General features: G+C 41.7%; 10 protein-coding genes. 8 read left to right on the forward strand and 2 right to left on the reverse strand.

Going from position 1 to position 15270, the window contains the following annotated elements:
• Positions 1–441 precede the first annotated feature (441 nt).
• Together RMY31_RS23120 and RMY31_RS23125 are read right to left on the reverse strand one after the other, a co-directional pair.
• Positions 442–1899: a protein adenylyltransferase SelO gene (locus RMY31_RS23120; RefSeq protein ID WP_322662824.1), complete on the reverse strand. Its 1458-nt coding sequence runs from the start codon at positions 1897–1899 to the stop codon at positions 442–444.
• Between the two features lie 29 nt (positions 1900–1928).
• Entirely contained in the window at positions 1929–2387 is a 459-nt protein-coding gene (locus tag RMY31_RS23125; protein WP_322662826.1) for a hypothetical protein, read from the reverse strand.
• A 442-nt stretch (positions 2388–2829) separates the two neighbouring features.
• On the opposite strand from RMY31_RS23125, the gene RMY31_RS23130 reads away from it, so the two are divergent.
• The 8 genes from RMY31_RS23130 to RMY31_RS23165 all read left to right on the forward strand — a co-directional run bounded on the left by RMY31_RS23130 (position 2830) and on the right by RMY31_RS23165 (position 14632).
• On the forward strand, positions 2830–4212 hold the full coding sequence (locus RMY31_RS23130; RefSeq protein ID WP_322662840.1) for a CmpA/NrtA family ABC transporter substrate-binding protein: 1383 nt from the start codon (positions 2830–2832) through the stop codon (positions 4210–4212).
• 103 nt (positions 4213–4315) lie between these two features.
• On the forward strand, positions 4316–5149 hold the full coding sequence (gene ntrB, locus RMY31_RS23135; protein ID WP_322662828.1) for a nitrate ABC transporter permease: 834 nt from the start codon (positions 4316–4318) through the stop codon (positions 5147–5149).
• Positions 5150–5610: 461 nt separating this feature from the next.
• Positions 5611–7344 (forward strand): diflavin flavoprotein, encoded by a 1734-nt coding sequence (locus RMY31_RS23140; RefSeq protein ID WP_322662831.1) that lies wholly within the window; start codon positions 5611–5613, stop codon positions 7342–7344.
• 100 nt (positions 7345–7444) lie between these two features.
• Positions 7445–7957, forward strand: a complete 513-nt coding sequence (locus RMY31_RS23145; protein WP_096540903.1) for a phosphate-starvation-inducible PsiE family protein — start codon at positions 7445–7447, stop codon at positions 7955–7957.
• A gap of 95 nt (positions 7958–8052) precedes the next feature.
• On the forward strand, positions 8053–9789 hold the full coding sequence (locus tag RMY31_RS23150) for a diflavin flavoprotein (protein WP_322662833.1): 1737 nt from the start codon (positions 8053–8055) through the stop codon (positions 9787–9789).
• Between the two features lie 79 nt (positions 9790–9868).
• Complete coding sequence (locus RMY31_RS23155) at positions 9869–11875, forward strand: nitrate ABC transporter ATP-binding protein (RefSeq protein WP_322662835.1); 2007 nt, start codon at positions 9869–9871, stop codon at positions 11873–11875.
• 241 nt (positions 11876–12116) lie between these two features.
• Entirely contained in the window at positions 12117–12971 is an 855-nt protein-coding gene (locus RMY31_RS23160; RefSeq protein ID WP_409878204.1) for a nitrate ABC transporter ATP-binding protein, read from the forward strand.
• 731 nt (positions 12972–13702) lie between these two features.
• Complete coding sequence (locus RMY31_RS23165; protein WP_409878205.1) at positions 13703–14632, forward strand: lipid kinase; 930 nt, start codon at positions 13703–13705, stop codon at positions 14630–14632.
• Positions 14633–15270 lie beyond the last annotated feature (638 nt).

Here is a 15270-nt window from a genome sequence, read left to right on the forward strand (position 1 = left end):
TTCACTCCCCAGCTAACGCTGCCCCAGGCCACTTGCCCGACTGTCAGCAAGGCTGTCCAAAGGAATACCTTGAGAACCGCCAGGACGCAGTGGTCGTCATTACCAACAGAAAAGACAAGGGGGTCACAACAATCTCAAATTCTCACAAATAATTTAGGATTGCTATATAGGACTCATATTTGATTTTTGAAAAAACTCAGTAAAGATCTGTCCCCTTTTTTTCTGTTCCCTATTCCCTCCCTACGCAAGAAATTTCAAGAATCAAATTGGATTGCTATGTCTACAAATGAGTTACTAATTAAATGAGTTTAACCAGTAGAATCTATTTGATTGTTAAGCCATCATATTGATTCACTAGTTTGGAGATGATTGCTAAGGATGAGGAGGCGGAAGCACAAGGGAGCAAGTCACTAGAGGAAAATAGCAGTTGACACCTGACAACTAACTCCGAGACTGAATCATTTGAACTAACTCATAAAAAGGTTGCCAATTATCCTCCTGGAATATTGGTTCCCAAATCGATTCAATGACGGGTCTTAATAACGCTATTTTGGGGTTATTCTCAGCTAAAGTTTTGGCAATGGCATCCAGGCGATCGCGATCAAAATTATTTAAAATCTTATGGTACAGTATGCACCAGTTATCAAAAATTGCTGATGCTCCGGGTACTGGTACAATATCTGAAGAATTCATTACAAATGCTGGCTCGTCTCGCCATTTGGGTGAAAAGGTACAAGCCATCTCATAGAAGAACTGGTGATATCCAACTTGGCTATCTTGTAAAAATTGAATAGTTAGATGTAAAAGTTCATTGGCTTCGGGATACGACAACTCCTCAAAACCCAGTTTTTTTAACATTAAACAGCGGTATTTAGCATGATAATGTTCATTAAAACTTGCTAATCCCACTTCTAGGTCAGCTTTATTAATAATCGTCTTGAGCGGTTCTTGGAGCATTTCTAAATTCAACTGACAAATACTTGGTTGATGGCCGTAACAGTAGCGTCCGTAATAGTCAAAATATGCAGCTGTAAAGTATGGGTCATAAGTAGGAATAAACGCGTAAGGGCCATAGTCAAAACTCTCCCCAGTAATCGACATATTGTCAGTATTGAGGACTGCATGACAAAAACCCGCTGCCATCCACTGTGCTACTAGTTCTGCGACCCGTTTGACTAATTCTGCATAGAATAAAGCATAGTTATCTGGTTCTTTGGCTAAGTGTTGATAGTAATATTCAATTACATGGTCTAACAGCTTTTTGCTTAAATCTGGACGCTGGAGATAGTGCAAGCGTTCAAAAGTACCAAAGCGAATGTGAGAACTGTTCATCCTGACCATGACAGATGAACGGGTAGGCGAAGGTTCATCACCGCGCCAGAGAGATAAACCAGTTTCAATCATGCTTAAGCAGCGGGAAGTGCGAACCCCCAACTGGTGCAGTGCTTCTGCCGCCAGAACTTCTCGCACTCCGCCTTTGAGTGTAAGCATCCCGTCGCCACCACGAGAGTAGGGTGTTCTACCAGAACCTTTCGTGCCAAAGTCGTACAGTTCGCCATTAGTCGCACGTATTTGCCCGTAAAGAAAACCTCTACCATCACCCAAATTAGGATTATATTCACCGAATTGATAGCCGTGGTAACGCAGTGCTAACAATGGTTTACGTCCCTGAAATTTACTAAAAGCGGTGATAAAATGTTCGTCTGCAACTGCTTGAGGGTCTAGTCCTAAATAAGGTAACAGTGCATCATTGCGCCAGCGCAGAATGTGTTGGGGAAATTCCTCTGCTGCAACTTCGTCGTAGTAATCATCACCCAAAGATTCCAAAGCTGGTTCGTAGTTAAGGGTGAGAAGTGGATTGTGAGAATTTTGGTGGTTGGGAGTTTCAGCCAGAGTCATTACGAGCAAAGCTTAATTCATTATTCCCTTCATCCTACCTCTGACAGAAGCAGAGCGCGTGAATTATCAAGTTTCACTTTCGACTGCAAAGAGGTATAAAAAATGCTTTGACAGCGGATTTCAAGTTGGTAAAAACTCCAGCTGGGTCGCCCCTTGCCTGAATATGGTGGCGGTGGACCCCACAAACACAGGTTTGAACGCAAACGCACAAGGATGTCTGCTTTGATATTGGCCGTCTTCAAAACGAAAGGGGCGCAGCCATACTCACTATCCCAAACTGAAATTGGTCTGGTTGGTAAATTCTCACACACTTGTTGTAGTTGCCAAGTTGCTCTCTGTATCGGGTTTTCCCAACTGGTAATTCGTTCATGCCTTAAGGGTAATGCCCAACTACCTGAATCCTCTGGTATCCAAGCAATGGTGCTATTTGGCAGGTGAGGGTAGGTAGTTCTTCTCTCAGCTTCTGCCAAAAGGGGGTCTGTGTTCAATCAGACTCCCCTTTTTTTCTTGTTCATTCCTCATTTAGTCTAAAGTCTAGTCAATCATTGTATTCATATAATAGTTATTATCAACTATCATTGATATATTCAAAAATGCTGGCTAACTTCAAGCCAAATGATAAGTATTTACTTATAGGATTAATCTAATATTTATTTAAGACTTTCTGACTAAAAGTTAACCACTTTAGCTTTAAAACCTGTAAACTAATTTCAATCCAATCGAGAGATACATCGACATCACAGCCAAGTTAAAGTCATCAATTCATCAAAGTTAAGCTCCAGTTACCAGAACTAGCTTTTTTCAATTATAAAGCTAGTTTTGTTGACTAGTTATAACTTTAAATGTTCATTGCTGATGCAAGAAAACAATGTTTTTCTTGCCTTAATTATTGTGCTTACAAAAACTTAAATACCGTTTTTAGGAGATATGATGACAAAATTATTTCATCAATTTTCCCGCCGTAAATTTATCTTAACAGCTGGGGCTTCTGCGGGTACTGTATTCCTCAAAGGCTGTTTGGGCAATCCTCCTGAGAACTTGACTGGTGATAGCACTCAAACGACACCAACAGCTCAGTCAGTTGTTAATATTAGTCCCGAACAAACACCAGAAACTACTACAGTCAAGCTTGGATATATTCCGATTGTAGAAGCGGCTCCTTTAATTATTGCTAAAGAAAAAGGCTTTTTTGCTAAATATGGCATGACAAAAGTTGAGCTTTCTAAGCAAGCTTCTTGGGGTGCGGCTAGAGATAACGTAGAAATTGGTTCTGCGGGTGGTGGTATTGATGGTGGTCAATGGCAAATGCCAATGCCACATTTAATTACAGAAGGTTTAATTACCAAAGGGAATCAAAAAATTCCCATGTATGTATTATGCCAATTAATTACACATGGAAATGGAATTGCGATCGCCAGCAAGCACCAAGGCAAAGGTATCAGTTTACAACTGGCTAGCGCTAAATCTCTGTTCACCGAACTCAAATCCTCAACACCCTTCACCGCAGCATTCACCTTTCCCCACGTTAACCAAGATTTGTGGATTCGCTACTGGTTAGCAGCAGGTGGTTTAGACCCAGATGTAGATGTGAAATTGCTCACAGTACCATCAGCACAAACTGTTGCCAATATGAAAACAGGAACAATGGATGCCTTTAGTACAGGTGACCCCTGGCCTTATCGCCTTGTTCAAGACAAAATTGGCTACGTAGCAGCATTAACCGCAGAAATTTGGAAGAATCATCCTGAAGAATATCTTGCCATGAGAGCTGACTGGGTTGATAAAAATCCTAAAGCAACCAAAGCACTTTTAAAAGGCATTATAGAAGCCCAACAATGGTTAGATAATTTTGACAACCGTAAAGAAGCAGCTGAAATTCTTGCTGGACGAAATTATTTTAATCTTGCGTCACCTGAGATTCTTGCAGATCCATTCCAAGGTAAATATGACATGGGTGATGGTCGCAAAATTGATGATAAATCAATGGCAGCTTTATACTGGAAAGATGAAAAAGGTAATGTTTCTTATCCCTACAAGAGCCATGATTTATGGTTCATAGTGGAAAATGTTCGTTGGGGATTTTTACCCAAAGATTACGTTGCCAATAATGCTGCTAAAGCTAAGGAACTAATTAATAAAGTCAACCGCGAAGATATTTGGAAAGAAGCAGCTAAAGAAGCTGGTATTGCTACTGCTGACATTCCCACAAATACATCCCGTGGTGTAGAAGAGTTTTTTGATGGCACGAAATTCGACCCCGAAAAGCCAGAAGAATATCTCAAGAGTTTGAAAATCAAGAAGGTAAATATTTAATTGGGCATGGGGCATTGGGTATTAAGAGAGAATGACCAATGACTAATGACCAATAAGTAGTGACTAATAACTAACAACAAAAAATTTGAGGAGAACGCCAATTATGACATTAGCCCAAAAGCGCCCTGCAACCCCTAGACTTAATAATGGTTTTATATCTCGTCTGCAAAAGCAATTTCCTGACCTTGTACCACCAATTATTGCCATCATTATTTTTCTCGTTCTCTGGCAATTATTTGCTTGGACTCCCGGCGCAACATTACCAGGGCCGATACAGGTTATACAAGACACTTGGATACTCATTTTCTGGCCATTTTATGACCGGGGTGGTATTGATAAAGGTTTGTTTTGGCAGATTTTAGCTAGTCTGCAACGAGTCGCTATTAGTTATAGTTTAGCGGCAGTTGCAGGTATTGGTTTGGGCATTTTAATTGGTGTGAATAAAACCATGTCCAAAGCTTTAGATCCTATCTTTCAATTACTGCGGACAGTACCTCCTCTAGCTTGGGTGCCAATTTCTTTAGCAGCTTTACGACAAAACGAACCCGCCGCATTATTCGTAATTTTCATTACTGCAATTTGGCCGATTTTAATTAACACTGCTGTCGGTGTTACTCAAATTCCCCAAGATTACAATAACGTCGCCAAAGTTCTACAACTTAGCCGCAAAGAATACTTTACTAATATCTTGATTCCTGCGGCACTACCTTATATTTTCACAGGTTTGAGAATTGCGATCGGTTTAGCTTGGTTAGCGATTATTGCTGCTGAAATCGTCATGTCTGGTATTGTGGGAATTGGCTTCTTTATCTGGGATGCGTATCAAAATAACAACGTTAGCGAAGTGATTTTGGCTCTAGTTTATATCGGTGTCGTTGGCTTACTTCTAGATAAAGCTATGGCTTGGCTGCAAAACAAGATTTTACCAGCAGAATAGAAGTAACGAGCGGTAAAATTCAGAATTCAGGAGTCAGAACTCAGAATTGGAAGTCAAACAGTCTTTGCACCGAGTTACCAAATTTAGGTTCGTAGTTCAATAATTGCAATCCGTTGTAAATTTTTCACCGCTCCTTAAATTAATACGCTTGGGTTAAGGCTTGATTCTAGCAAAGCTTCCTTAAAAAGGAAGAAATATAAGTCTCACTTTTAAAGGAAGCTGGGGAACTCTTCCGAGGCTAAATATCACTAACCCAAGTGTATTTTTCTTGCAGTAGATGCAAACTTTGTTAAAAAAATAATGATAACCATTTAATTATTCAATGATAAATCAAGAAAAAATAACAATAAATATTTTTGATAGCTAGCTTTAGAAATTGGCATTTTACTAATCAAACGTTTCAAGTAAATATAAGAAATAAGCAAACTTGCTCTAGATAATCCCTTGATAGGAGAAACCCAATGGTCGCACTCACACAGCCTACTCAAGTTATTCCCAACACAGGACGTTTAACAATTGAAACTGTTGAAATTGCTCCTGAAACAACTGCTATTCGTTGTCTCGATTGGGATAGAGAACGTTTTGATGTGGAGTTTGGTTTACGGAATGGCACGACCTATAATTCTTTCTTAATTCAAGGAGAAAAAGTAGCTTTAGTTGATACTTCTCACGGCAAGTTTGAGGAGTTATATCTGGAGATAGTGACAGGATTAATTGACCCAACTAAGATAGATTACTTGATTATTAGTCACACCGAGCCAGACCATAGTGGCTTAGTCAAAAATATTTTACAACTAGCTCCTGAGATTACCGTTGTTGGTGCGAAGATAGCGATTCAATTTTTGGGAAATATGATTCACCAGCCTTTTAAATCAAAGCTGGTAAAAAGTGGAGAATTATTAGATTTAGGCGACGGGCATCAATTAGAATTTATTTCGGCTCCTAACTTACATTGGCCCGATACAATCTTGACTTATGACCGCAAAACAGGCACTCTTTATACCTGCGATGTGTTTGGAATGCACTACTGTGATGACCATACTTATGATGAAAATCTCGCCATCATCGAAGAAGATTTTAAATATTACTATGATTGCCTGATGGCTCCTAATGCTCGGTCTGTATTGGCAGCTTTAAAGCGAATTGAAAAGTTAGAAATCAAAACAGTTGCTACAGGACACGGGCCTTTACTAAAAGAGTATATTTCCGAATGGCTGGGACGTTATCAAAATTGGAGTTCAGAACAAGCCAAAACTGAGACACTAGTAGCTTTATTTTACGTTGAAGATTACGGGCATAGCGAGTATTTAGTAAGAGCGATCGCACATGGAATTGCAAAAACAGGTGTGGCAGTAGAATTAGTAGCTTTGAATAATGCTGAGCCTCAAGAAGTCAGAGAATTAGTTGACCAAGCTGCTGGTTTAGTTATTGGAATGCCTCCCCAATCATCAGATGTTCCTCAGGCAGCTTTAAAGACTATCTTAGCTGCTGCTCATAATAAACAAGCCATTGGTTTATTAGAGTCGGGAGGAGGAGAAGACGAACCTGTTTTCCCATTGCGGAATAAGTTTCAAGAATTGGGATTAATTGAAGCCTTTACGCCAATTTTAGTTAAGGAAACTCCCACCAAAGTTACAGAACAATTGTGTGATGAAGCGGGGACAGATATGGGTCAATGGTTGAACCGCGATCGCACAATCAAACAAATCAAATCCATTGATAACGAATTAGAAAAATCCTTGGGGCGGATTAGCACAGGATTGTATATTATCACCGCCAAAAAAGAAGAAGTTCAAAGTGCAATGCTGGCTTCTTGGGTAACGCAAGCAAGTTTGAATCCTTTAGGTGTAGCGATAGCTGTAGCTAAAGATCGGGCAATAGAATCATTGATGCACGTTGGCGATCGCTTTGTTCTAAATATTTTAGAAGAAGGCAGATATCAAGGATTAATGAAACATTTCCTCAAGCGTTTTGCTCCCGGTGCAGACCGCTTTGCCGGCGTCAAAACCTATCCGGCTGCTACCAACGAATCCCCCATTTTAGCCGAAGCCCTGGCTTATCTCGAATGTGAAATTACTAGCCGTATGGATTGTGGCGACCATTGGGTTATTTATAGCACCGTCCAAACTGGAAGAGTCGCCAAAGTCAACGGACTCACCGCTGTCCATCACCGCAAAATTGGCAATCATTACTAAATTTGTCATTGGTCATTGGTCATTAGTCATTGGTCTTTCTCCGCGTCCCCGCGTCTCCGTGTCCCCGCGTCTCCCCCCTCCCCTCCCCACACACAAAGCTATGTATAAACCTGCTCAAGATAGCCCAATTCTCACCTATGAAATCCATCGGAAACGCATCGTAAAAAGCTTGGAATTGATTCAAGATTTGATTGTCGTTTCTCTGTGTCTCGGTTTATTTTGCTTCATGGTAATTCAGGTGAGAGATATGTTTTTCTCTCTGCTTCCTCCACTGGATTTTCATGTTGTTACTGCCGATATTCTCTTTTTACTCATTTTAGTTGAGTTATTTCGACTGCTGATTATTTACTTACAAGAACAACGAATATCTATTGGTGTAGCCGTCGAAGTTTCCATTGTTTCTGCCTTAAGAGAAGTCATTGTTAAAGGAGTTTTAGAAACTAATTGGAGTCAAATTTTAGCCACTTGTGCCTTTTTATTAGTTTTAGGAGTAATACTAGTTGTTCGAGTTTGGCTACCTCCCACCTTTGATGGTATCGACCCCGAACAAGCAATATCTAAACGCTATAAAAATCGATCCAAATCCGAATTAATCGAAAGCAACGGCAACTAGAAAGGAAAGATGGGGTGATGAGGAAATAAGGAAATGGAGAGATTGTTAATTACCAATGCCTCATACCCCATGCCCATACCCAAAGAGAGGTTACTATGTCTGCTAATACTTTAATTACCAGCCGTCCGAGAGACGTGCAGGTTGCTGAAATTGGTAAAGATACGCTGGTTTTGCGATCGCGGACTTGGGAGAGACTAAAATTTGAAGTTGAGTATTCCCGCCAACGCGGAACTACGGCAAATTCTTATCTAATTCAAGCTGATAAAAAAGCTTTAATCGATCCTCCTGGGGAATCTTTTACGGAAATTTATCTCCAAGAATTAGCACAACATCTAGATTTAACTACCTTAGATTACATTGTTCTCGGTCATGTAAATCCGAACCGCAGAGCTACCCTACAAGTATTGTTTTCTCAAGCTACTCAAGCTACTTTAATTTGTTCTCGCCCCGCTGCTAACGCTCTCAAAATTGCTTTTCCAGAATGGGAATCGCGCATTCAAGCTGTGCGCTCAGAGGATACTCTGGATTTAGGACAAGGACATCATCTCACATTTATTACTGTACCTACTCCTCGGTGGGCAGATGGATTGTGTACCTATGATTCTGCTACCAAAATTCTCTATACAGACAAATTTTTTGGCGCTCACATTTGCGAGGATACCCTCTTCGATGAAGACTGGAAACGTTTAGATGCTGAACGTCATTACTATTTTGATTGTCTCCACGCAGCCCAAGCCAAACAAGTCGAAGTTGCTTTAGAAAAGCTTTCAATTTTCCCCGCAAAATGTTATGCTCCTGCCCATGGCCCCATTGTTCGTTACAGCCTCAGCCGATTTAATTTTGATTATCGTCAATGGTGCCAAGGACAAAAATTACAAGAATTGAGTGTTGCTTTACTTTATGCCTCCGCTTATGGAAATACGGCAATTGTAGCTAATGCGATCGCTCAAGGTTTAATTCAAAATGGCGTCAATGTAGAATCCATTAATTGCGAACTCGCAGAACCAACAGAAATTACCCGCATTATTGAAGCTTGCGACGGATTTATTATTGGTTCGCCCACCTTGGGCGGCCATGCACCAACCCAAATTCAAACTGCTTTAGGAATAGTTCTAGCCACAGCAGCGAAAACAAAATTAGCAGGAGTTTTCGGTTCATTTGGCTGGAGTGGAGAAGCAATTGATTTACTTGAAAGTAAGCTCAAAGATGCCAATTATCGTTTAGGATTTGAAACAATTCGAGTCCGTTTTACACCTACATCTGAAATTCTGCAACAGTGTCAAGAAGCGGGCGCTGCCTTTGCCCAAAACTTGAAGAAAACTAAAAAATTGCGGACTGCGCGTCAAGTTGTCACAGAAGCCAAAGTAGATCGCACAGAACAAGCTGTGGGGCGAATTATTGGTTCTTTATGTGTTTTAACAACTCGTGACGAAGAAAGTCACAAAGGGGTTTTAACTTCTTGGGTATCTCAAGCAACTTTTAATCCACCGGGAATTATGATTGCCATTGCTGACGAACAAAATGCAGATTTAATGTGTCATCCCGGCGATCAATTTGTATTGAATATTCTCAAAGAAGGCAGAAATGTCCGCCGCTATTTTTCTCGTAATAGCGTTTTAGGAAACAATCCTTTTATTAATCTCTCCACACAAACTGCTGAGAATGGTTGCCTGATTCTCAGCGAAGCATTGTCCTATTTAGAATGTACCGTACAAAATCAAATGAAATGTGGTGACAGATGGTTAATTTACGCCGTAGTCGATAAAGGAGAAGTATTAGAAACCGATGGCTTAACCGCCCTCGAATATCGTAAATCCGGCAGCTATTATTAACCCTAAAACTTTGCGCTCCTTTGCGCCAACCTCAGCGTTCCTTTGCGTTTAAAACTCAACCCTCAATAGCCAAACTACCATGTCTACATTTGTTGCTGTCGATCGCATTGATAAAGTTTTTGAATTAACCGGTGGTGGTAAATACATTGCCCTCAAAGGAATTGACCTCGAAATTAAAAAAGGAGAATTTGTTTCTTTAATTGGTCACTCCGGTTGCGGCAAATCTACATTATTAAATATGATTGCAGGCTTGGATTTGCCTAGCGAAGGTATTGTCACTCTAGAAGGGCAAAGAATCAGCCAACCTGGCCCCGATAGAATGGTAGTTTTTCAAAACTATTCGCTATTACCTTGGCGGACAGTGAGAGAAAATATCGCCCTAGCGGTAGACTCAGTAATGAAAGGCGTACCCGCAGCCGAACGCAACGCTATTGTCGAAAAACATATAGACATGGTAGGCTTGCGTCCCCATGCTGACAAACAGCCGGGAATGTTATCTGGGGGACAAAAGCAACGTGTAGCGATCGCCCGCGCTTTAGCGATTCGCCCCAAGTTATTATTATTGGATGAACCCTTCGGCGCTTTAGATGCACTCACTCGCGGTAATTTGCAAGAACAACTCATGCAAATCTGCGAAGAAAATGAAGTTACTGCTGTCATGGTTACCCATGATGTAGACGAAGCGGTGCTATTATCTGACAGAATTGTCATGCTCACCAACGGCCCCGAATCGAAAATTGGTGACATTTTAGAAGTAGATATTCCCAGACCCCGCAAGCGCATGGAAGTTGTAGAACATCCCAGCTACTACAGCTTGCGGAGTGAGATGATTTACTTCCTGAATCAGCAAAAACGCATTAAGAAAATTCGCGCCAGAAAAACTGCCGACATTTCCCGTCACGGCTTAGAAAAAGTTAACTTAGAAATCGGCTTTTTACCCCTCACCGCTTGCGCCCCCTTAGCAGTTGCCAAAGAAAAAGGCTTCTTTACCAAACATGGTTTAGATGAAGTTCACCTCGTGCGCGAAAGTAGCTGGCGTGGTATCGTTGACGGCATGACTGGCGGTTATTTGGATGCGGCGCAAATGCCTTCAGGAATGCCCATGTGGCTAACTTTGGGAGGAAACAACAACCAACCTTTCCCCGTTGTCACCGCCCTCACCATGACCCGCAATGGTAACGCCATTACCTTAGCAAAACGCTTTTACGACCAAGGCGTGCAAAGCTTATCAGACTTCAAGAGATATCTGCTGAGTACCCGCGACCAAAGACACACAATGGGAGTAGTGCATCCCGCGTCTATGCACAACTTACTCCTGCGTTACTGGCTAGCCGCTGGTGGAGTAGACCCCGACGGCGATGTAGACATGAAGACCATTCCCCCAGCCCAGATGGTTGCTGACTTGCAAGCCGGAAGCATTGATGGTTACTGTGTCGGCGAACCTTGGAACTATCGCGCCGCTGCCGAAAATGTCGGCTTTACAATCGCTACCGACTTGGAAGTTTGGCTAGGACACCCCGGTAAAGTTCTGGGAGTGCGGGAAGACTGGGCAGAAACTTATCCCAATACCCACATTGCCTTAACCAAAGCGTTGCTAGAAGCTTGTCAATACTGTGCAAATCCCGACAATGCGCTAGAAATTCGGCAAATTTTAGCAGGGCGAGAGTATGTCAGCACCGATTTAGAATACATCCAACTCGAAGATCCAGACAGCCTCACCTGCGACATCAACCATCCCCTGCGAGACTACGCCCACCACCAGTTTTATTCCGAGTCTGCCATTAACCGCCCCAGCCGCACCGAACAAATTTGGATTATGAGTCAATTAGCGCGTTGGGGTGACACTCCCTTCCCCAGAAATTGGGTGGAAGTTGTCGAACGCGTCTGTCGAGTCCGAGTTTTCAGCACAGCCGCACGGGAATTAGGCTTAGATATTAGCTACATCCGCCAACCCATCCAACTGTTCGATGGTACTCCCTTCAACGCCGACGACCCAATTGCCTATCTCAACAGCTTGAAAATTAAACGTGATTTTTCAGTTGCCGAAGTTATTCTTGATGCGCCAAGAAGAAAACTCGCCTCATAAAACAATGGTGAGAGAAAGAGGCAGTGGAAGAAGTAGGACATTACCCACAATTCTTTGAACTCCATTAATGAACCTCTGAACTCCATTCGCAACTCAAGACTTACGCAAAACGATCGAAAAACGAACCGCAAAGGACGCAAAGAACGCAAAGAAATAAAAATTTCAGAGAGTTTTTGCCTAAGTGCTAAAGTCTTTGAACCTTACCACTCCCTAATCCCCAATACCCAATAACCAAATCACCATGCAAAACCGCAACTCAACAGTTACCGACCTCAGAAAGCCATTAGGAAATACAGCCACCACCCGCCAGCCCTTTTTAGAAATCAAAGACGTTACCAAAGTCTATCCCACAAAAAAAGGCCCTTTCACCGTACTCGATGGCGTTAACCTCAACGTCGAACAAGGCGAGTTTATTTGTGTCATCGGTCACTCTGGCTGCGGTAAATCCACGCTATTAAACATGGTATCCGGTTTTAACTTTCCCACCTCCGGGCAAGTATTACTGGAAGGACAGCCCATTACCAAACCAGGCCCAGACAGAATGGTTGTCTTCCAAAACTATGCCTTGCTACCGTGGCGGACTGCTTTTGAAAATATTTACTTAGCTGTGAACGCCGTTTATCCCAATAAACCACAAGCTGAAAAAAGAGCGATCGTGCGCGATCATTTAGCAATGGTGGGACTGGCTGATGCGATGGAAAAGAAACCAATGCAAATGTCCGGCGGTATGAGACAAAGAGTTTCCATCGCCCGTGCTTTGGCAATTCGCCCCAAAGTCTTAATTTTAGACGAACCTTTCGGGGCGTTAGACGCCATCACCAAAGAAGAGTTACAAGAAGAACTGCTGAAAATTTGGAATGAAAATCGCTGTACAGTGTTGATGATTACCCACGACATTGATGAAGCGCTATTTTTAGCAGACAAATTGGTGATGATGACCAACGGGCCACATGCAAAGATTGGTGAAGTCATGGAAATACCCTTTGCGCGTCCCCGCGATCGCGCCCGCATCATGGAAGATCCACAATATTACCAACTGCGTAACTATGCCCTAGACTTTCTCTTTAACCGCTTTGCCCACGATGATGTTGGCTAGCTGCTTTTCTTTACACGACGAAGATTAGCAACAAGGTAAAAGGTAAAAAGGCAAAAACTTGCCTCTGACTTTTTACCTTTTTTACATTAATATCTATAAAAAATAAGTTGTGACAAATATAACCTTTAGAGTTATGGACAATCTTAAATCTGCCACATCAGGGGTTGACATAAAAAATTGCTATCTTTACAAATAAAAATTAAATATTGTAACTATTAGTCATATGTTGACTTATTCTATCTACAGATTTATACCTATGCCAATCAAACAACCGATCTTTAATTTGCCATATAATATTAAATGAAGCTTTATGTTAAAGATAAAAATATCTAAACTACAACAATATTGTGGGTAATTTTTTATTTTCTGAGTATCAAAAATACATACTTACGTAAATATAAACCAGTGAAAACAAAACTTGAAAAATAGGAAAAATTATGAAATAACGCTCGTTGGATAACAAAATTATTGGTAGATCTCATAACAGTCTCAGTAATGTGGATTAAATAAAGTACTAAACTTTTGTTTAGTATTAGCGTGACAGAGCTAAAATTGTGCGTTAGCAAATTCTTGTAGGAAGGGCATCTAGCCCTTCCAGTGAGGCCAAAATGCCCACACAAAAAGAAAATTCATTGCAAGATTTTAGTCCGGTCACACTACTACAAAAGTTGTAGGTTATTAAATCCGCGTTCCTAAACACTATATTATTGATTCAACTGTAAGCAGAGTATATGGACGCGGAAAATTGGACATCTAGACTACAAAGGGCACTACCTGTTAGTTCCCGCGCGCTGCTTTTAGTAAATCGTCACGCCCGCCAAGGACAACAAAGTCTGTTGGAAGCGATTCATTGTCTTGAGCAACTCGGCTTTGATTTGATTGAAGAATCAACAGAACACCCCAAACATCTTTCTGAAGTTATACTTCGCCATCAGCACGAAATTGACTTGGTAATTGTTGGTGGTGGCGATGGTACTCTCAATGCCGCAGTAGATGCTTTAGTTGAAACTCAGTTACCTTTAGGTATCTTACCTTTAGGAACTGCCAACGACTTGGCAAGAACTTTAGGAATTCCCAAATCTTTAAATGAAGCTTGCAAAGTTATTGCCTATGGCGAACTGCGACGCATTGACTTAGGGTTGGTGAATGACAAGTACTTTTTTAACGTTGCTAGTTTAGGGCTGAGTGTAAAAATTACTCAGCGACTTACTAAAGAAGTTAAACGTCGCTGGGGAATATTTGCTTACGCTGCGACTGCATTGCAAGTAATTTGGGAATCTCGGCCATTTAGTGCAGAAATTCGGATTAATGGTAAATCATATCGTGTCAAAACCGTACAAATTGCTGTAGGCAATGGTCGTTATTATGGTGGTGGAATGGCAGTAGCTCCTGATGCAACAATCGACGATCAAAGATTAGATCTCTATAGTTTAGAAATAGAAAACTGGTGGCAAATCATACCTTTACTGCCTGCAATGCGACAAGGACGACATATTGAGTGGCGGAGCGTACGCGCCCTTCAGGGACAGGAAATAGAGGTTTCTACCCGCAAACCGCGCCCTATAAATACCGATGGTGAAATTACAACCTATACCCCCGCCCATTTCCGTGTGATTCCCAAGGCTGTAACTGTTTTGATGCCACCAATTGAAACGTTTTGAGCATTAGATTTGAATTTGTAACTCATACCAATTTTGGATTTTGCGAAAAGTTAAGCCAGTCGTGTGGGCGGGTTTCCCACGCCACTGCCTTGCGGGGGGAACCCCCGCAAGGCAGTGGCTCGACTTGAACAAACTGGCGTTTAAGGAGCGAGACCCTCCTTAGCAAACTTTTCAAAACAGATTTGGGATTAAATTGCAAAAAATAAGTAGCCGTCATGAACTACATACACCAGGACAGATGAAAAAACTTTCTTTCCTTCTGCCTTCTGCCATCTGCCCTCTGCCTTTTTCAAGTCAGATCGGCGCAAATAAATATAATATGTTCTGTCATTGCGAGGAACGAAGCAATCCCAGTCTTTGCGATTGCTACTCTGCGAGAAAGCTTTGCCTACGTCGTTCTTCCTCTCTAGGAGACGCTACGCGAACGCAATGACATCTTAACATTTAATTAACGTGAGTTCGACGGATTTAAAAACCCCTCTCCAAACCTCTCCCCTAAAAGGGCTACGGTGTACACACAAGTATGCCCAGAGCGAGTTTCCAGCCAAAAAAGGTGGATTCAAACAGATCTAGTCCGCGAACCAAAGTAGTAATACCAGGAGGTTTCTGAGACTTGTAACCAGACCAACCACCAATTC

It is taken from the genome of Dendronalium sp. ChiSLP03b (assembly GCF_034531165.2).
GTDB lineage: Bacteria > Cyanobacteriota > Cyanobacteriia > Cyanobacteriales > Nostocaceae > Dendronalium > Dendronalium minutum.

Bases quoted from the DNA above. Each gene is read 5' to 3' on its own strand.
- RMY31_RS23145 (WP_096540903.1), top strand. From the start codon at position 7,445: ATGTATAAACCTGCTCAAGATAGCCCAATTCTCACCTATGAAATCCAT.
- RMY31_RS23150 (WP_322662833.1), top strand. From the start codon at position 8,053: ATGTCTGCTAATACTTTAATTACCAGCCGTCCGAGAGACGTGCAGGTT.
- ntrB (WP_322662828.1), top strand. From the start codon at position 4,316: ATGACATTAGCCCAAAAGCGCCCTGCAACCCCTAGACTTAATAATGGT.
- RMY31_RS23140 (WP_322662831.1), top strand. From the start codon at position 5,611: ATGGTCGCACTCACACAGCCTACTCAAGTTATTCCCAACACAGGACGT.
- RMY31_RS23160 (WP_409878204.1), top strand. From the start codon at position 12,117: ATGCAAAACCGCAACTCAACAGTTACCGACCTCAGAAAGCCATTAGGA.
- RMY31_RS23155 (WP_322662835.1), top strand. From the start codon at position 9,869: ATGTCTACATTTGTTGCTGTCGATCGCATTGATAAAGTTTTTGAATTA.
- RMY31_RS23165 (WP_409878205.1), top strand. From the start codon at position 13,703: ATGGACGCGGAAAATTGGACATCTAGACTACAAAGGGCACTACCTGTT.
- RMY31_RS23120 (WP_322662824.1), bottom strand. From the start codon at position 1,899: ATGACTCTGGCTGAAACTCCCAACCACCAAAATTCTCACAATCCACTT.
- RMY31_RS23130 (WP_322662840.1), top strand. From the start codon at position 2,830: ATGACAAAATTATTTCATCAATTTTCCCGCCGTAAATTTATCTTAACA.